16 protein-coding genes and 1 tRNA gene are annotated in these 17,077 nt (G+C 63.0%); 6 read left to right on the top strand and 11 right to left on the bottom strand.

Going from position 1 to position 17,077, the window contains the following annotated elements; all coding sequences use genetic code 11:
• Positions 1–5 precede the first annotated feature (5 nt).
• From HZB49_RS09185 to HZB49_RS09160, 6 genes are all read right to left on the bottom strand, one after another.
• Complete coding sequence (locus tag HZB49_RS09185) at positions 6–1,430, bottom strand: amidase (protein ID WP_291610331.1); 1,425 nt, start codon at positions 1,428–1,430, stop codon at positions 6–8.
• A 62-nt stretch (positions 1,431–1,492) separates the two neighbouring features.
• A complete protein-coding gene (locus HZB49_RS09180; RefSeq protein ID WP_291610329.1) occupies positions 1,493–2,482 on the bottom strand; it encodes a hydroxyacid dehydrogenase in 990 nt (329 codons plus the stop codon).
• A gap of 30 nt (positions 2,483–2,512) precedes the next feature.
• Positions 2,513–3,613 carry a sn-glycerol-3-phosphate ABC transporter ATP-binding protein UgpC gene (gene ugpC, locus HZB49_RS09175; protein ID WP_291610327.1) on the bottom strand — a complete coding sequence of 367 codons (1,101 nt, stop codon included), beginning with the start codon at positions 3,611–3,613 and terminating at the stop codon, positions 2,513–2,515.
• A 7-nt stretch (positions 3,614–3,620) separates the two neighbouring features.
• On the bottom strand, positions 3,621–4,532 hold the full coding sequence (locus HZB49_RS09170) for a carbohydrate ABC transporter permease (protein ID WP_291610325.1): 912 nt from the start codon (positions 4,530–4,532) through the stop codon (positions 3,621–3,623).
• On the bottom strand, positions 4,532–5,470 hold the full coding sequence (locus HZB49_RS09165) for a sugar ABC transporter permease (RefSeq protein WP_291610323.1): 939 nt from the start codon (positions 5,468–5,470) through the stop codon (positions 4,532–4,534). Before HZB49_RS09165 ends, HZB49_RS09170 begins: the two co-directional genes overlap by 1 nt.
• Positions 5,471–5,574: 104 nt before the next feature.
• On the bottom strand, positions 5,575–6,915 hold the full coding sequence (locus HZB49_RS09160) for an extracellular solute-binding protein (RefSeq protein WP_291610321.1): 1,341 nt from the start codon (positions 6,913–6,915) through the stop codon (positions 5,575–5,577).
• Between the two features lie 551 nt (positions 6,916–7,466).
• Between HZB49_RS09160 and HZB49_RS09155 the strand changes: the two genes are divergently transcribed.
• The 3 genes from HZB49_RS09155 to HZB49_RS09145 all read left to right on the top strand — a co-directional run bounded on the left by HZB49_RS09155 (position 7,467) and on the right by HZB49_RS09145 (position 9,793).
• The gene (locus tag HZB49_RS09155; protein ID WP_291611159.1) at positions 7,467–8,195 is read left to right on the top strand and encodes a Spy/CpxP family protein refolding chaperone; all 729 of its coding nucleotides are present in this window, start codon (positions 7,467–7,469) and stop codon (positions 8,193–8,195) included.
• A gap of 507 nt (positions 8,196–8,702) precedes the next feature.
• On the top strand, positions 8,703–8,993 hold the full coding sequence (locus tag HZB49_RS09150; protein WP_291610319.1) for a PilZ domain-containing protein: 291 nt from the start codon (positions 8,703–8,705) through the stop codon (positions 8,991–8,993).
• 68 nt (positions 8,994–9,061) lie between these two features.
• On the top strand, positions 9,062–9,793 hold the full coding sequence (locus HZB49_RS09145; RefSeq protein WP_291610317.1) for an adenylate/guanylate cyclase domain-containing protein: 732 nt from the start codon (positions 9,062–9,064) through the stop codon (positions 9,791–9,793).
• A gap of 18 nt (positions 9,794–9,811) precedes the next feature.
• On the opposite strand, the gene HZB49_RS09140 is transcribed toward HZB49_RS09145, so the two are convergent.
• The 3 genes from HZB49_RS09140 to HZB49_RS09130 form a co-directional block, all read right to left on the bottom strand.
• On the bottom strand, positions 9,812–10,456 hold the full coding sequence (locus HZB49_RS09140) for a DsbA family protein (RefSeq protein ID WP_291610315.1): 645 nt from the start codon (positions 10,454–10,456) through the stop codon (positions 9,812–9,814).
• A gap of 534 nt (positions 10,457–10,990) precedes the next feature.
• Positions 10,991–11,224: a hypothetical protein gene (locus HZB49_RS09135; RefSeq protein ID WP_291610312.1), complete on the bottom strand. Its 234-nt coding sequence runs from the start codon at positions 11,222–11,224 to the stop codon at positions 10,991–10,993.
• Positions 11,225–11,386: 162 nt separating this feature from the next.
• Complete coding sequence (locus HZB49_RS09130; protein WP_291610310.1) at positions 11,387–11,566, bottom strand: hypothetical protein; 180 nt, start codon at positions 11,564–11,566, stop codon at positions 11,387–11,389.
• 536 nt (positions 11,567–12,102) lie between these two features.
• Here HZB49_RS09130 and HZB49_RS09125 point away from each other — a divergent pair.
• Positions 12,103–12,705: a hypothetical protein gene (locus HZB49_RS09125; protein WP_291610308.1), complete on the top strand. Its 603-nt coding sequence runs from the start codon at positions 12,103–12,105 to the stop codon at positions 12,703–12,705.
• A 233-nt stretch (positions 12,706–12,938) separates the two neighbouring features.
• Here HZB49_RS09125 and HZB49_RS09120 read toward each other — a convergent pair.
• Positions 12,939–13,028 (bottom strand) — tRNA-Ser (locus HZB49_RS09120).
• Positions 13,029–13,785: 757 nt separating this feature from the next.
• Here HZB49_RS09120 and HZB49_RS09115 point away from each other — a divergent pair.
• Complete coding sequence (locus HZB49_RS09115; protein WP_291610306.1) at positions 13,786–14,709, top strand: septal ring lytic transglycosylase RlpA family protein; 924 nt, start codon at positions 13,786–13,788, stop codon at positions 14,707–14,709.
• On the opposite strand, the gene HZB49_RS09110 is transcribed toward HZB49_RS09115, so the two are convergent.
• Complete coding sequence (locus tag HZB49_RS09110) at positions 14,706–15,662, bottom strand: alpha/beta hydrolase (RefSeq protein WP_291610304.1); 957 nt, start codon at positions 15,660–15,662, stop codon at positions 14,706–14,708. The genes HZB49_RS09115 and HZB49_RS09110 overlap by 4 nt on opposite strands.
• 155 nt (positions 15,663–15,817) lie before the next feature.
• Between HZB49_RS09110 and HZB49_RS09105 the strand changes: the two genes are divergently transcribed.
• Positions 15,818–17,074, top strand: coding sequence for a D-alanyl-D-alanine carboxypeptidase family protein (locus tag HZB49_RS09105; RefSeq protein ID WP_291610302.1), 1,257 nt, complete (start codon positions 15,818–15,820; stop codon positions 17,072–17,074).
• The last annotated feature ends 3 nt before the right edge of the window (positions 17,075–17,077 follow it).

Genomic DNA, 17,077 nt, shown 5'->3' with positions numbered 1-17,077 from the left:
CCAGCTTACGCGCATACCGGCGGCAATTTGTCCCTCCAGGGCCGCGTCTGCTCAAGCTGGCCCGCGAGGCGGAATAAGGTCGCCTCATCGCCGAGCCTGGCTGAGAACATCATGCCGAGCGGTAATCCAGCCTTGTTCCACGCGAGCGGTACACTCATCGCAGGCTGGCCGGACATGTTGAACATCGAAGTGGCAGGCATGTAGCGGTGCAGGATCGGACCGATATGCGAGAGGTCGTTCGACATCGTGTTGAGCTCGCCGATCTTCACCGGCGGCGCGCACAGCGTCGGACACAGGAAGACGTCGCAGCTTTCGAAGAATTCCGCGAGCGAGCGGGCGATACGGAAGGCGTCAAGCTGGGCTGCGACGTAATCGGTGGCATTGGTCTTCTGCGCATTGTGGCTCATCGCCATGGTCAGGGCTTCGAAGTCGTCGCCCGTCATCTGTCGGCCGAACATTGCTTCAGCCATCCGCACGGTAAGCGCGGTGTTGGCGCCGACGATGACCGCCATGACAGCGGCCGGATCGGCCGGAAGCTTTGGCGCGCGTTCCTCGACATGGTGGCCGAGCTTGCCCAGCATCGCGGCGACGTCACGCACGGCAGCGGCGACTTCGGGGTCGATGGCCTCGCCATGCGGCGAGCGGTCGGTGAAGGCGATGCGCAGGCGGCCGGGATCGCGGCCGACTTCCTGCGAGAACGGCCGCTCCGGCGGCGGCGCGACATAGAGGCTCGTGGTCTCGGGGCCGTGCACGGCATCCATCATGACCGCGCTGTCGCGCACGCTGATGCTCACGACGTGGCCGCAGGAGAAGCCGCCCCAGCCTTCGCCGCGGTCGGGCCCGAGCGGATTGCGCGCGCGGGTCGGCTTCAGGCCGAACACGCCGGAAGCGGAAGCGGGGATACGGATCGAGCCGCCGCCGTCGCTGGCATGCGCCATCGGCAGGATGCGCGCCGCAACGGCCGCCGCCGCGCCGCCCGACGACCCGCCGGAAGAATGCGCGAGATTCCAGGGATTGCGGGTCGCGCCGAACAGCCGCGATTCCGTGGTCGGCATCAGTCCGAATTCCGGACTGGCGCTCTTGCCGAAGATCGCAACGCCGGTATCGAGAAAGCGCTGGGCGAGGGTACCGCTATGGTCGGCGACGTTGTTGCGATAGATGCTGGCGCCGAAAGTGGTGATCGTGCCCTGCAGCAGGTCGAGATCCTTCAGCAGGAACGGTACTCCGGTGAAGGGGCCATCGGGGAGGCCCTTGTCGACCTGCTTCTTCGCATAGTCGTAGTGCTTGACCACGACGGCGTTGATCTGGGGGTCCACCTTTGCGGTGCGGGCGATCGCCTCATCGAGCAGTTCCTGCGCGCTGACCTGCTTCCTGCGCACGAGGTCGGCGAGGCCGACCGCGTCATGCTTGCCGAATTCCTTGAAGGCCATGGAACACCCGTTTCAATGCAAGGCGCCCGGCGAGCCGCCGGGCGCTGGTCCGCGAAAAACGATCAGCCGAGCACGTCCTGATTGATCACGTTCGCCCGGATCGGCGTGCCGTCGAGCGCGCTGAGGATGTTGCGCGCGGTCTGCTCGCTCATGCGATCGACCGCCTCCCGCGTCACGCCGGCGACATGCGGCGCCGTGATGACGTTCTGCAAGGCAAGCAAGGGATTGTCGGCCGGCGGCGGCTCCTGCTCGAACACGTCGAGGCCGGCGCCGGCGAGTTTCTTCGACACCAGAGCCTGGTGCAGCGCCTTCTCGTCGATGATGCCGCCGCGGGCGGTGTTGACGAGATAGGCGGTCGGCTTCATCAACCTGATCCGTGCCGCGCTGAACATCCCGACCGTTTCAGGATTCTTCGGGCAATGGATGCTGACGAAGTCGGCACGCGGCAGGGCTGCGTCGAGATCGGCGACAGGCTCACAGCCTGCGGCCTTGATGTCGACCGCAGATTTGTAGGGATCGTAGATCAGGACATTCATTTCCATGGCAAGGCAGCGCTTGGCGGTGCGGGTGCCGATACGGCCGAAGCCCACGATCAGCACGGTCTTGCCAAAGAGATCGTAGGGCAATGCGCCAAGCCGGGCGGACCACTTGTTGTCCTTGACGATGGAATCCATCTCGCTCGCGCGCTTGGCGAGCGTCAGCATCATGAACAGCGCCTGCTCGGCGACCGACGGTGAGTTGGCGGTGCCCGCCACCATCAGCGGCACCTTGCGTTTGCTCAGCGCCGGAATGTCGACGGCGTCGAAGCCGACACCGATGCGCGTCACCACCTTCATGTCGCCGGATGCCTCGAGCTCGGTCTCGCCGAAGCGGGTAGCGCCGAGTGCCACGCCGTGAACCGGGGCGTGCTCGCGCAGCTTCGCCTGGAAATCACCGGCCGAAATCATGTTGGGGAATTCGACCATCTCGATGTCGTCGCGTTCGCCGAGAAGTACCCGGCCGGCCTGCGAGAACGACTCCGTGATGAAAATCTTCTTCTTGTTGGACGCCATTTCCTGCCCTTGGTGATGCCTTGTGCGCCGTCAAAGGACGGCGCCGGTCACCTCGTTTAGCAAATGCATATTATTGAGGTCCACTGCCAATCGGAGCGGGGCGCCATCCTTCGCGCCGGCATTGGGATTGACCCGGCCGCAGACCTGGGCGCCCTGCATCGTGAAATAGATCAGCGTCTCCATGCCCATCGGTTCGGTGACATCGAGCACGGCATCGAACGGCTCGATGCCGGGCTCGACATGCGCGCTTGCCTCGGTGACATGCTCGGGGCGAATGCCGAGCAGCAATTTATCGGTACGCGGAATTTTCTGGTACCGCGCCGCTTGCGCCGCCGGCAGCGGGAAGACGATCTTGTCGCTGAGGCGGATCTGCACCTTGCCGCCGGCATCTTCGAGCCGGCACGGGATGAAATTCATCGCCGGAGATCCGATGAAACTCGCGACAAAGCGCGTCGCCGGCTTGTGATAGAGCTCGGTCGGGGTACCGATCTGTTCGATGCGGCCGTGGTTCATCACGACGACCCGGTCGGCGAGGGTCATGGCCTCGACCTGGTCGTGGGTGACGTAGACCGTCGTGGTACGCACCTTCTGGTGCACCTTCTTGATCTCGATACGCATCTGCACGCGCAGCTTGGCGTCGAGGTTCGACAGCGGCTCGTCGAACAGAAACACCTTCGGATTGCGCACGATGGCGCGGCCCATGGCGACGCGCTGGCGCTGGCCGCCGGACAGCTGCTTCGGCTTGCGGTCGATCAGCTCGACGATGTCGAGCATGCGTGCGGCCTCGTCGACCCGCGCCTTGATCTCGGCCTTCGGGTAGCGCTTCAACCGGAGTCCGAACGACATGTTCTCCGCGACCGTCATGTGCGGATACAGCGCGTAGTTCTGGAACACCATCGCGATGTCGCGGTCCTTCGGCGGCACGTCGTTGACGACGTCGCCGCCGATCATGATGTCTCCGTCGGAGATATCCTCCAGCCCGGCGATCATCCGCAGCGTGGTGGACTTGCCGCAACCGGACGGGCCGACGAGAACGACGAACTCATGGTCGGCGATGTCGAGATCGATACCGCGCACCGCCTCGACCTCGTCGTAACGTTTGACGACCTTGCGCAGATTTACTTCGGCCATGAGTCCCTCAACCCTTTGTCGCACCGGCGGTGAGGCCGGCAATGTAGTAGTCCATCAGGAATGCGTAGATGATCAGCGGAGGCGCGGCGCCGAGCAGGGCGCCCGTCATGATCTGTCCCCAGTTGAAGACGTCGCCCTTGATCAGGGTGGTGATGATGCCGACCGGCATCACCAGCTGGTCGGTCGACGTCGTGAACACCAGCGGATAGAGGAATTGCGCCCAGGAGACCGTGAAGGCGAAGATCGTCGCCGCGATCAGGCCGGGCAGCGCCACCGGAATGAATATCCGCGTCAGGGTCTGGAACCAGGACGCGCCGTCGATGATGGCAGCTTCATCGAGCTCCTTCGGGATCGAGGCGAAATAGCCGATCATGATCCAGGTGCAGAACGGCACCGTCAGGGTCGGATACAGGATCAGCAGCACATACCACTTGTTGATGAGCTGGATGCCGGTGAAGTCGCCGAACACCGCGAACATCTTGAACAGCGGAATGAAGAGCAACGTCTCCGGAATGAGATAGGTCAGAAAGACGCCGGTAGCGAGAACCGTTGAACCCCAGAACCGCATCCGCGCCAGCGCGAAAGCCGCCGGCACCGAGATCAGCATGGTGATGGTGACCACGAAGATCGAGACCATCGCCGAGTTCCAGAAGAAGCGCAGGAACTGGTTCGAGGTCAGCAGCCCCACGTAGTTTTCGAGCGTCGGGTGAAACACCCACCACGGATTGGTCGCCGCAGAAATCTCCGCGCTGCTCTTCAGCGACGTGATCAGCATGTAGATCGGCGGCGTCAGCGAGAAGATCGCAAAAATGATCAGGAAGAAATACGACCAGCGCAGCGCCCAGGCGCGGTCGCGGCTCATGCTGCCGTACTTGGCCTTGCGGGTCGGTCCGGCCTTGTCGATGGTCAACGTGGTCATCAGGCTTCATTCCCGCGTTTGGAGATATCGCGCAGGATGAAGATCGCTGCGACCGCCAGGATCGGCACCATGAAGAGAGAGACGCTGGCACCCAGCGGAATGTCGCTGCCCTCGATGCCGACCCGGAACGCCCATGTCGCGAAGATGTGGGTATGATCGAGCGGGCCGCCCGCGGTCAGGATGCGGACGATGTCGAAGTTGGCGAAGGTGACGATCAGCGAGAACAGCGTCGTGATCGCGATGATGTTCCGCATCATCGGCAGCGTCACGTACCAGATGCGCTGCCACCAGTTGGCGCCGTCGATGGCGGCGGCCTCGTAGAGCTGGTCCGGCACGGATTTCAGTGCCGCGAGATACATGATCATGAAGAAGGGCGCGCCAACCCAGATGTTGACGAGGATCACCGAGAAACGCGCCCAATAGGCATCGCCGGTCCACGGGATCGGCCCGATTCCGAAGAACGACAACGTGTAATTGAACGCGCTGTAGGAGGGATCGAACAGCCACAGCCAGGCCAGCGTGCTCATCGCCGGCGGGATCACCCACGGCACCAGCAGCATGCCGCGCCATTTGCGCTGGCCTTTGGCCGGGATGTTGTGGACGAAATGCGCGATGATGAAGCCGAGCAGCGCCTTGAACATCACAGCCGTGATCGCAAAGATGCAGGACTGCTTGACGACGAGCCAGAACGTCTCGCGCTTGAACAGGAACTCGAAATTGCCAAGCCCGACGAAGCGCGCCATCGACTTGTTCAACGTCGCCAGGTGCAACGCGTAAAAGGCGGGATAGATCACCAGGGTCGCGATCAGCAGGATCAGCGGCAGCGCCATCAGGAACGCTATTGTCGATTTGCGCTGGAGCACACTCTGCAGACTGGAGCGTTTGCGCGCGGCTTGCGCGGTTGCGGCGCGGTTCGGCTGCAATGCGACGTCAGCCATGGTCTGTTTTCACCCCTGTCACGTTTCTATTGGCTTCCCCGGGAGTCCGCGATTGATCGCGGACTGGCGGCCTGCCATCGACAGGCCGCCATGTATCCCGTCCGTCAGCTCCGCATGAAGCCTTCGCACTCGCCTTCGGCCCACGCGAGTGTCTTTTCCATCGCTTCGCCCTGCGCATGGCGCAGGCACATCTTGGTCAGCGTCGCCTGCGTATAGATCTGCTGGGCGATCTTCGGCGGCGCGGGTGATGCAGCGATCGAGAGCGTCTGGTGGTTATGCGGGTTCGGGTAGTGGTAGAGCGTGCCCTTGGGCGGCGCTTCCTCCTGCCAGACCTTCAACGTGGTCAGCTTTTCGTAGCAGGGCAGGTCGTAGCCGCCGCTCGCCACGCACATCTTCTCGATCGCATCCGCCTGCGAAAGGGCTCTGAGCACGCTCTTGGCCGCTTCCTTGTTCTTGGAGAACGCCCAGGTGCCCCAGAAGTAGCCGATGTACGGCGCAAAGCGGCCCTTGGGCCCCGACGGGAAGCCGTGAGTCCAGCACTGCTCGGCGACCTGCGGCGCGTCGCGCCTGGCAACCGCCCAGGCGCTCGGCGGGTTCATGATCAATGCACCCCTGCCGGAGACCAGCCATTTGTTGTTCGAAGAGTCGTCCCATGCGCCGGCATCCGGCGGCAGGAAGGCGATCAGCTTCTTGTAGTATTCGAGTGCCTGTCGCACCGCGTCGGTCTTGACGGTGAGGTTGCCCTTCTCATCGACGAGGGCCGCGCCAAAGGAGTGGAAGATCGCGCCTGCTGTGTCGACATTGTCGCTGGTCTCGCCAAGTCCGATGCCGAAAGGCACGCCACCTTTGTGGCAAGCCTCAGCGGCCTTCAGGAACGTATCGAGGGTCCAGCTGTCGGCCTTGGGCGCCTGGCCGGCGGGATAAAGTGCCTGCACGTCGATGCCGGCATGCTTCTTCATCAGATCGATGCGGGAGCAGGGCCCCTTGATCTGGCTGCCGACGCTGGCGGGAACCGCGTGCCATTTGCCCTTGGCCTGGCCGAGGTATTTCACGGTGCCGTTCGGTTCGCCGTTCTGCTTGATGAGGTCGCCCATGAGATCGTTCATGGGCTCGAGTTGTTCGGTATGCGCATGCGGCAGCCAGGTCGGCATCGCGAGAATGTCGTGGCCGGACTTGGCCTGCGCTTCGGCTGCGATGGTCAGCAGGATCTTGTTGCCCTGACTCGGGATGTAGTCGATCTGAACCTCGACCTTCTCTTTCTCGGCCCAGGCATTGACGATGTCGGTGGAAGCCTTGTTGGCGCCGGGCACCCAATGGTCCCAGAATCCGATCGAGAGCTTGCCGGCGGCATGGGCGCCGCGGACATAGGGCGCGGTGATCATCGCAGCAGATGTCATCGCAGTGGCAGCAACGAATTGTCGGCGAGAGAGCTTCTTCCGGGACATGGCGTTTCCTCTTTGCTGTGCCAAATTCTTGCTTTTTTTGTCTCCTTCCGTCCTGCACATCTAACGTCGAAACGCGGTGCGGCAGCGGAGATTTTGTAGTGAGATCAGAGCAGAATTGTTCGCATCTGTCGAGAAAGCAGCTTTGGCGCCTTCATTGAACTAACGTTGTGTACAAATCCGCGGCACTGCGTCGCGGCGATTGGTTGCTTGTACGATCGTCAATAATCTCTCCGTCGCATATTGCGCTGCACACGAGCGACGATGATCCGCAATCATGATCCGCAACCAAATGCATCGCGATCGGCCGCCGGCTGGGTACGGCGTGTGTAACTTGTTCGCCTCACAAGTTTTTCCCGCTGCGGAACCGAAGAGCGCAGCGGTAGACGAATTCGCCGCCGTGGCGGTAATCTCAGGCCTCCGCAGATTCCCGCCGCAATGACCCGCACACGCCAGTTCTCTGGAACGACCGAGGAGATCAATTAATGAGCAGTCATGAACCGATCGCACGCACGCAATCGCGATTGCGTTTCGTCGTCGGCGTCACCGCCGTGATGCTTGTGGGCGCATCGGTCGCGCTCGGCCCGGCGACCCTTTACGCACAAGGCCTGGTCGAGGGCGCGCAGAAAGGCGCGCGCGAGGGCAACAAGGCGGCCGGCCCGATCGGCGGCGTGCTTGGTGGCGCCATCGGCGGCGTGGTCGGCGCAGTTGGGGGCGTCGTCGGCGCGGTTACCGGCGGTGGCAATACAAATCAGAAGGCCGCGCCCGCGCACCCGGCGGCCAAACAAGATGCTGCAAAGGATGCCGCCAAGCCCGATGCTGCAAAGTCCGACAAGTCTGACGCGTCCAAGTCGAAGACGGCGAAGACGGCGGCCGCCAAGGCCGGCAAGCAGCCGCAGGTGCTGACCCAAGCGGGCGCGCCGGCGCTCACCGCCGCGCAGATGGTTTCCAACAGCGACGCCAACATCGAGCGGATCAAGAAGGAGCTGAACCTGACGCCCGAGCAGGAGAAGCACTGGAGCGCCTTCAACAGCGCCATGCATTATCTCGGCAACAACGGCGCAGAGCGGCTGAACCTGCGCATCGCGCGGGCCAAGCGCGATCCGCCCGACGACATCATCGAGCAGATGCGCAACGAGGCGCAATTCCTCAACGACCGCGCCGTCGACCAGCGCAACGTGGCCGATGCCGCCGAGCCGCTGTTTTTGAGCCTCGACGACAAGCAGAAGCAGTACTTCATCAACGAGATGGTGCGGCTGAGCCACGAGCGCGGGCTGGATTGATACCGCCTTGCGCGCTGAAATCGGGCTGCGCCGCCGCTGCGAATAGCCGGGCACCATTGCCCTGGGGTAGGTTGAGAGGCGCGGCACCCGGCTATCCTGCCGCAGCGGCGCGGCTCCTCCAATCTGCGTCCAATCATGATCAAACGCTGACGGACTCGCGCCCGAGTAATGGCTTACTCGGGGCCTTATGGGGAACTTGCCTTTCGACCGGCGGGTGTTGCATGCGCGCATCGCTTCGACGCGTTCGGTCGTCGCGCGGCCGGTCAAACTGATGTCGAACCCAAGGCGAGACGAAGACATTTTGCGCGAACCCGCATGCGCGCTCCGGACTGTCTGGATCGGTCGCTGATCGGCTATCTCTGATAGCATGATCGCACTCGACTCGCGCACAAATTGGCCAAACGCATCGACTTCCTCGTTTTCGCCGCCGGGACCCGCCGCTGCCTGAGCGGTTTCTTTAATCTTTGCCGCTATGGTCGGCGTACCGACCAGAGCAGGCTGAACGGAATGGAAGAGCGTCGCAGGTTTCCGCGAACCGAGATCAACGAACCCGCCTTCGTGTCGTCGGGCGGATCGGTGATGCATTGCACCATGCTCAATATCTCGGCCGAGGGTTGTGCCATCGAGGTCAACGAGCCCGCCTTCGTGCCGCAGCGCTTCCGCCTGGTGATGGCCAACGACGCCTCCATCGTGCGCGAGTGCCGCATCGCCTGGATCCAGCAGAACCGGATCGGGGTGACCTTCGTCGAGGCGCCGCAAGCCGCCAGGCGCGCAGCCGCCGACCCGACGCCGGCCTGACTTCGCAAAATCCCGCACCACGGGGCGTGCGCGGTGATAGACTGATCCGACGCCTGTGAGGGAATGCGATGACCCCGGAACCTGCCACGCTGTGTCTGGGCTGCTGGCAGAACCTCCATGTGCCGATCGCCTTGCGTGGGCCGTTCTCGATTCCGTTCCGGGTGTTCGGCGTCAAGCCGAGCCGCATGAACCCCAATACCTGCACGATCTGCGAGATGGCCTTCTCCAGGATCATGAAGGCGCGCGCGGTCACGATCGACGCCACCATCATGTTCGCAGATCTGCGCGGCTACACCACGCTGACCCAGAACATCGGGCAAGCGGGGCTGACCTCCTTGCTGGACGCCTTCTACGACGACTGCGCCGCGGCGATCTGGCGCCATGACGGCCTGCTCAACAAGACGATTGGCGATGCCGTGCTCGCGATCTTCAATTTTCCGGTCAAGCAGGGGGACCACGCGGCCCAGGCGCTGCTTGCTGCGCGCGCGATCCAGCAACGCTTTGCCGAGCGTCGCGACGCGCTGCTGGAGACAATCGGCGCTGGGGACGTCGAACTCGGCATCGGCATCGGGATCGACTCCGGCGATACCAATTTCGGCGAGTTCGGCCAGTCGCACCGCGACCTCACCGCCGTCGGTACGGTGGTAAACCGCGCGGCGCGGGCACAGGCAACCGCGAAATCCGGCGAAATCCTCGTGACTTCGGCGGTACGAGACCGCAGCAGCGGCATGGTGAGCGGTGAGGGGCGGGATTTTTCCCTCAAGGGTTTCGAGCAGCCGGTGCGGCTGTTTGCGGCATGAGCAGGGAAGCGCCGGCTGTCAGCGCTTCAGCATCGGCTTGATGATCGCCTCCAGCTCCTCGAAGGACATGGCGCCCTTGAGCCGCTGGCCGTTGACGAAGAAAGTCGGCGTGGAATCCACCTTCAGCGTCTCGAACGCGAATTTCTGGTCCGCCTTCAATTTGTCGAGCAGGGATTGATCGGTTTCGCAGTTCGCCACCTCCTGCTCGCTCATGCCATTGAGCTTGCCGATCTGGATCAGGGTATCCTTGGTGCGGGCGAGCAGCGGATCGAGCTGCTGGTACATGGTCGCAATCACGGCGAAGTATCGCTCGCCGTCGCCCTTGGCGATGCAGCGCGCCAGCATCGAGGCGCCGGCCGCCTTGATGTCGAGCGGGAATTCACGGAACACGAAGCGCACCTTGCCGGTATCGATGTAACGCGAGCGCAGCATCGGAAACACATTCTCGCCCCAGGCGGCGCAATGCGGGCAGCTCATCGAGGCATATTCGGTGATGGTCACCGTCGCCTTGGGCGAGCCGATCGCGATGTCCGGCAGCGACACCGGCTTGGCGACCTCGACGGCAAGGGCGCCCTGCGCCCGGGCCGGGATCGAAAGCGCGATATCGCCAAGGGCGAAGAGCGAAAGGCAGAGCAGGGGGAGCACACGGCGGCGGGTGGTCAACGAGAACTCCGGAAGCAGCGGGATATCGAAGGACAGGAACTTACCGATGCCCGACTTTAGGCCGCGGCGGCGATAAAGGCCACGGCCTGCCCGGCGGCACCGGGTCGCGGAATACAAGCCCGGTTGAGGCGACCAAAGCGACATGAGACGCTTCGCGTGTCGCAGGGAAAACCGCTTCAATCATGCGTTGGGCCAAGCGTCCACGATCCCGCGGCATGATTTTCCCGGGTTGTGCATCTCGTCGGCCCCCTCTTGTGAAGAGGGCGCAGGGAAGGCCGGGCGCCGACTGCGCCCGCAGTCCCGTGTGCGAAGAGTGCTACAGAAAATGCACACGGGTTGAACTAAAGGTACAGCCGGGACAGCCCGGCCTTTCCCGCGCAATGGCTTTACGGCTTACTTCGAGCTCTCCCCGGGGAACGGCCTCTTTTGCCCCCGTTGCCCCGCCAGCACAGGCCGGCGGGGATAGACGCCAGGGTCGCGGCGCCAGTCGGGGATTCGGAAGGACAGACCCTGGATTGCCTTCTAGATGCAGCTTCAATCGCCGCTCAACGCGTAGGTTTCCTGCAGTTCCTTCTGCATGGCCGCAAAGCGCCGCTGGGCGCGCGGGGTCATACGCCTCTGGGCTCTTGCTTCGACGACGGCGCGCCAGCCAAGCCGGGAATCGGGAATGACGGCGACCGACAATCCCTTCTGGAAATTGCCGTCGTCCTTCATCTGCTCGACGATGAGCCAGGTCAACTCAATGCTGGAAACGCGCTTCTTTGCCATTCTGCCCACCGCACTCGCTCTGGAGAAAAGCTAGCGCGTGCCGACACACCGTGCCAACCATGGTAAGGTTGCAACTGCTACTGCGCCGCACGCGGGTCAGCTGGGGTTTTCGCTAGAGCCCGATCCTTTCGGAACAGGCTTCGCGCTTTTTCGAAACATGCTTCAGGCGGCGAACAGACCATCGAGTTCGGCGCGATCCAGCTTGTTACCTTCGCCATCGGTGACCGAGACGTCCCAGCCTTCCTCGGCCCAGATGCGCGCCTTAGCCGCGGCAATCAGCAGACTGCTCCGTTCGCTGCGAACGGTGGTATCATCCTTCTGTGCGACGATCTTGTAGGCCATCGATCACTCTCCCCATGCGCGGGGAGATGATCCCTGAATGTTGCGACTTCAATTTGCCGGAGAAATGGCGATTTGGAGACCATAAATTCCTGGCGCGCCCAAGTGTTGAATGGCGATGTCCGCAAGGCTCAGCCGCGCTACCGTTGCGCCAGCCGCGCGCGACAGAACCCGGCCAGCACAAGCAACCGATAGCCCGACAGGTAGACATTGAGGTGAAGCGCTGCTGGTCCGTTCAAGCGAAACAGGATCAGGGCCGCATGAAATAGCAGCACTCCCGACGAATATGAAAACGGAAAAAGCAGGGCTGCACACCATCTGCGGTTTGCCCACGAGAATATTCTGCGCCTCCGCTTCGCCATGGCTCGGATTGATGTGAGAGGCGAATGCAATTCGGGGAGACCGGCTAACTCGATGGCATCGGACCAGACCTCGCCGAGGTGATTGTGCTAAGCAAATGATCAACAGACGTTTTCAGGGATTTCACTATCCCTGAAGCGTCCGTAGTGACGCAGAACCGCCTTTGTAGGAGCCCGGCCATGCTGCTGCCTGCCAACCATGCGAAGCGCGTGCTGCCGCGGCAATGGTGGCCGTGGTTTCATTTCTTCACGCGACGAGTCCCCAGCCATTGGTGGCATCAGGTGAGCGATCGAAGATACTTTTGGCTCACGGGGATGCCCGATCAAATCGCCTATCGGAAGAACCTGGTCCGATACGAGCTTGGAAACGGTTGTTTCGCGGAGACCTATTGGGCTGAGGTTCCCGCGTCCGAGGGGATGATCGCTCGAGCTGGGCCGGCGGCGTTCCTGGTCGTTCACGGATCGGAGATCGCGAAGTTCGATTGCTACGGACCTGAGGGCCATTACCATCTAGCGGCGCCATACCCCTACGGCCCCCGCAAGGCCCTACAGGGAAGTCTTCACTTCATGGAGAGGACCGCCGAGGAGCAGGTCGAACGCGCGATTTTCGAATTGCAGCACAACTCGGTTCATTATCTCAAGACGCATGCCAGAAGAAAGGTGCGCAGGACTCGCCTGGATCCGCAGCTTCTCGCGGCCGTCTGCTCGGAAATGCGGACGAATATGCTTGGTGACCTTGGCGCCTTTCGTAACCAAATGATCAACGAGGCTGACACTCGCTAAGGGCCACGATTCCCCGGGCTGGACATCTCGCCGAAAGTAATCTCTTGGCGGGCGCACTATTGAAGCCAGTCCAGAGCCCCCCGTGGCGGCGTTCCCTCCAAACGGGAGGCTTCATTTGATTTGGCGCGCTGTCGAGGAGCGTTGCAGCGCCACCCCCCGTGGTCAGCCCCGCATGAGCGTTGCGGACAGGGCGTCAAAATCAGTCGTGGGTTTGCGCGGCTAAACTACGTCTTTGGCGGAAGGGGTGGGATTCGAACCCACGGTGCCCTTGCAGGCACGCCGGTTTTCAAGACCGGTGCCTTAAACCACTCGGCCACCCTTCCGTGCGTGTCTGGCACTTAGCAAAGCGGGCGAAGCCGCGAAAGTCCCCGGAGCGTTCGATAGCAGAGGGAAGGGACGTGAAAAGCGGCGGCTCGATGGGAGCCGAAACGGCAGGGCCGATCGGAATCGGCGAAACCTGCGTCAGGCCAGGGCGAAGGCCAGAAGGCTCGAGCACAGCAGCACGAGGCTTGCCGTGGTCAGGGCCAGGAACCCGCCGGAAACTGCATCTTGGTTGCGCATGAAACACCTGCCACTCTCGATGCTGGACCGAATTGATTAAAGATTTCGGAACAGGTTCCTTGAACGAGCAGTCGCTTGCTTTGCTTCAGCAGTCTCAGGCCCGGGAGCGATAGAAGTCGAACGCATGCGCGAGGAAAATGCCCGCGCTGACCAATCCCAAAACCGCTGTCACCGTCTCGATCATTGCAAAATTTCCTTCCCGCCCCGGCTACGACCAAACGACCGCAGCCTTGCACAGTCAAAAAGATTCACGGCAGCCAAATGAGATCGGGGCGGAGTGAGGTTTTGCCGCAACACTCTGTCCGGAAGCGGGACAGCAAATCGCGGCTCGAACCCGTATTTCGACGGGAAAAGCAGGCAAGGATTGATTCACCACGGAAAGGCTCTCCCCATTTCCGCCGCGTTCGGGTTGCGCTATCGTCATCATCCGATGCGGAGGTGGGGCACGCATCCGGCGTTCGAGGCTGCACGCAGCCCTTTGACGGGGCAAGCAGCCGGGTGGAATGGTAGTTTGGGGCGATGGGGATTCGGCGATCAGATCCGGTTTTCCGGGCGGCGCAAGGCGCGGCTGCGGTCGTCACTTGCCTTGTGCTGGCCAACTGCGCCTCTTCGGACAAATTCGCCAAACGCGTCGATCCCAAATACGGGGTGTCCTCGAGCCCGCGCGTGGTGGCGCTCGGCGACCCCGTGCCAAGGGGCGGCGGCACCTATCGCGTCGGCAAGCCCTATACGGTGGCAGGCCGGGTCTATGTTCCCGAGGAGGACCCGAACTACCGCGCCGAGGGCATGGCCTCCTGGTACGGCGACGACTTCCACGGCCGGCTGACCGCCAATGGCGAGGTCTTCGACATGACCGCGCTCACCGCGGCGCATCCGACCCTGCCGATCCCGTCCTATGCCCGCGTCACCAATATCCGGAACGGCAAGTCGCTGATCGTCCGGGTCAATGACCGCGGGCCCTATCATGGCAACCGCCTCATTGACGTCTCGAACAAAGCCGCCGAACTCCTTGAATTCAAAAGCAATGGCGTCGCCAGGGTCCGGGTCGAATATGTCGGCCGGGCGCCGCTGGAAGGTACCGACGATCGCCAGCTGCTGGCCACACTGCGCACAGGTACGCCGGCGCCGGCGCCGTCCACCGTGCGGGTTGCCGCCGCCCGCCCGTTCGTACCGGAACTGCCGTCCGGCGGCCGGGCAATCCGGGGCGATGTGCCCCTGCCGGAAGGGCGCCCCTACAGTCTCGGGAACACCTCGGCCGACTATGCGTCGATCAACGCGACGTCTGAAATGTCGGCATCGAGCCGTTCCCGCGGCCGCGCGATAGAAAATCCGCGTACCGTTTCCTATGAGGCCGACGAGCGCTTCGCCTCGCAGCCCACAGCCTTTGCCCCCATCGATCCGCGGGGCCCGCGCGAGATCCTCAGCGGGCGCGGGCTGTACTAGGTTTTCCCTGGAACTGCCAGGAAATCGATCAGCGCCGCATTGACCTCGTCGGGACGCTCCTGCTGCACCCAGTGTCCGGCGCCGTCGAGGATGATTTTTGCTTTCAGATCGGTCAGCACCCGCTCCAGTTCTGCAACGCGCTTGGCGCCAATCAGGCCCGTGATGACGCCGTCCTTGGAGCCCGCCAGAAACAGCGAGGGTTGATTGATAGTCGCATCCTGCCAGGCTGCGGTCAGCTCCCAGTTGCGATCGAGATTGCGATACCAGTTCAGCCCACCCCGGAAACCGGACTGCGCATAGATTTTGGCGAAGTAGGCGAGGTCCGCTTCGGTTAGCCAGTCCGGCAGCGGTACGTCACGATTGCCTTGGCCAAGAAAACCTTTGCCTTCCTCGACGAACTGATGCGCGGCAGGATCGGCATCGTCGCGGCCCACGAGCAGCGTGCGCATGGTGAGCGCGACGTCGCGCTCGAACTCGGCTTCGGCGACGCCGGGCGGCTGAAAATACTGCCAGTAGAAATTGGTGATGCCGCCCTGGCGCAGTGTCTCCAGCGGCCGACCCCGCCCTCGTACCGGCGGCGGGACGCTCAGTCCTGCGACCTTGGTGAAGATGTCCGGGCGGAACATGGCGCAGTGCCAGGCGACCGGTGCACCCCAGTCATGGCCGACCACGACGGCCTGCTTCTCGCCGAGGGCTGCGACCAGCGCGACGATGTCGCCGACGTTGTGGAAGATGCTGTAGGCTTCGACCTCTGCCGGCGCGGTGGTACGGCCGAAGCCGCGCATGTCGGGCGCCACGACGTGAAAGCCTGCCGCCGCCAGGGCGGGAATCTGGTGCCGCCAGGAATAGGACAGCTCCGGCCAGCCATGACAGAGCACGACCAGCGGACCTTCGCCCTGCTCGAGCATGAACATCTCGATCCCGTTGATCGCGATCGTGCGCGAAGATGACATGGATTTTCCGTACCGGTTGTGGGGGCGGGGAGCCGCACGATAGGGTCGTTCCGGGGCAGCCGCAATCGAATCGGGCCGGAGGGAGCGCCCGGCAAAAGCCGTGTTGTTCCCATCCCCTCCAACTGTTAGAACGCCGCTCCGCAGGGACTTGAGCAATGGCCGCCAAACCTCCGTTTTTGCACAGATTCCGGTCGATCCGGCCCGTTTGGCGAGTTCTTATGGCGGCTTTGCTGGTGGCGGCGGTCGCGTGCGGCGGGGCGGTCTACGCGGCCAACAACAGCGTGCAGGGCGGCAAGAAGGACGAGCACGCCTTCGACGGCGACGCGCCGACGGCGATCCTGATGGAGGCGACAAGCGGCAGCATCCTGTTCGAGAAGAACGCCGACGAGCTGCGCCCGCCCTCCAGCATGATGAAGCTGATGACGGTCGAGGTCGTCTTCAACGCGATCAAGGAAGGCAAGGTCAAGCTCACCGACGAGTTCCGTATCAGCGAGGGGGCCTGGCGCAGGGGCGGCGCGCCATCCGGCGGCTCGACCATGTTTGCGGCGATCAACAGCAAAGTGCCGGTCGACGACCTCTTGCATGGCGCGATCATCCAGAGCGGCAACGATTCCTGCATCGCGCTCGCTGAAGGCATGGCCGGCAACGAACGGATGTTCGCCAACGATTACATGACCAAGCGGGCACGCGAGCTGGGCCTGACGAAGTCCACCTTCGGCAACGCCAGCGGCCTGCCCGATCCCAACAACAAGATGACGGTGCGGGAGCTGGCGAAGCTCGCGCGGCACCTGATCCTGGATTTTCCCGAGTTCTACAAGCTGTTCAACGAGCGCGAATTCACCTGGAACAAAATCCGGCAGCAAAACCGCAATCCGCTGCTCAATTCGCTCAACGGCGCCGACGGGCTGAAGACCGGCTACACCAAGGAAGGCGGCTACGGCATGGTGGGCTCGGCCGTGCAGAACGGCATCCGGCTGATCGTCGTGATCAATGGTCTCGACGATCCCGATGACCGCGCCCAGGAAGCCAAGAAGATGCTGGAATGGGGTTTTCGCAATTTCGAGGCGCGAACGCTGTTCGCCGAGAAGCAGTTTGTCGGTTACGCCAAGGTCTTCGGCGGAGAAAGCCGCTCGGTCAAGCTCGCCAGCCGCGAGCCAATCAAGGTGATGGTGCCGAAGACCGGCAGCGAAAAGCTGATCGCGCGCATCGTCTACAGCGGCCCGGTGCGCGCGCCCATCAAGGAAGGCCAGCAGGTCGGCGTGGTCCGCGTCTGGCGCGGCGCCAATGTCGCGATGGAGACGCCGGTCTATGCCGCCGAAGCCGTCGGCGCCGGTTCGACCATCCGCCGCGCCATCGACGGCGCGAGCGAACTCGTCGTCGGCATGTTCCGCGCCAGCGCCGAGAAGCTGTGAACC

Origin of the sequence: Bradyrhizobium sp. (genome assembly GCF_016219575.1) — a bacterium.
GTDB lineage: Bacteria > Pseudomonadota > Alphaproteobacteria > Rhizobiales > Xanthobacteraceae > Bradyrhizobium.
This window is presented reverse-complemented; position numbering and strand designations above follow the sequence as displayed.

Excerpts from the sequence above, each read along its gene's own strand:
- HZB49_RS09185 (WP_291610331.1), bottom strand. The coding sequence starts at position 1,430 with ATGGCCTTCAAGGAATTCGGCAAGCATGACGCGGTCGGCCTCGCCGAC.
- HZB49_RS09180 (WP_291610329.1), bottom strand. The coding sequence starts at position 2,482 with ATGGCGTCCAACAAGAAGAAGATTTTCATCACGGAGTCGTTCTCGCAG.
- ugpC (WP_291610327.1), bottom strand. The coding sequence starts at position 3,613 with ATGGCCGAAGTAAATCTGCGCAAGGTCGTCAAACGTTACGACGAGGTC.
- HZB49_RS09170 (WP_291610325.1), bottom strand. The coding sequence starts at position 4,532 with ATGACCACGTTGACCATCGACAAGGCCGGACCGACCCGCAAGGCCAAG.
- HZB49_RS09165 (WP_291610323.1), bottom strand. The coding sequence starts at position 5,470 with ATGGCTGACGTCGCATTGCAGCCGAACCGCGCCGCAACCGCGCAAGCC.
- HZB49_RS09160 (WP_291610321.1), bottom strand. The coding sequence starts at position 6,915 with ATGTCCCGGAAGAAGCTCTCTCGCCGACAATTCGTTGCTGCCACTGCG.
- HZB49_RS09155 (WP_291611159.1), top strand. The coding sequence starts at position 7,467 with ATGCTTGTGGGCGCATCGGTCGCGCTCGGCCCGGCGACCCTTTACGCA.
- HZB49_RS09150 (WP_291610319.1), top strand. The coding sequence starts at position 8,703 with ATGGAAGAGCGTCGCAGGTTTCCGCGAACCGAGATCAACGAACCCGCC.
- HZB49_RS09145 (WP_291610317.1), top strand. The coding sequence starts at position 9,062 with ATGACCCCGGAACCTGCCACGCTGTGTCTGGGCTGCTGGCAGAACCTC.
- HZB49_RS09135 (WP_291610312.1), bottom strand. The coding sequence starts at position 11,224 with ATGGCAAAGAAGCGCGTTTCCAGCATTGAGTTGACCTGGCTCATCGTC.
- HZB49_RS09130 (WP_291610310.1), bottom strand. The coding sequence starts at position 11,566 with ATGGCCTACAAGATCGTCGCACAGAAGGATGATACCACCGTTCGCAGC.
- HZB49_RS09125 (WP_291610308.1), top strand. The coding sequence starts at position 12,103 with ATGCTGCTGCCTGCCAACCATGCGAAGCGCGTGCTGCCGCGGCAATGG.
- HZB49_RS09115 (WP_291610306.1), top strand. The coding sequence starts at position 13,786 with ATGGGGATTCGGCGATCAGATCCGGTTTTCCGGGCGGCGCAAGGCGCG.
- HZB49_RS09110 (WP_291610304.1), bottom strand. The coding sequence starts at position 15,662 with ATGTCATCTTCGCGCACGATCGCGATCAACGGGATCGAGATGTTCATG.
- HZB49_RS09105 (WP_291610302.1), top strand. The coding sequence starts at position 15,818 with ATGGCCGCCAAACCTCCGTTTTTGCACAGATTCCGGTCGATCCGGCCC.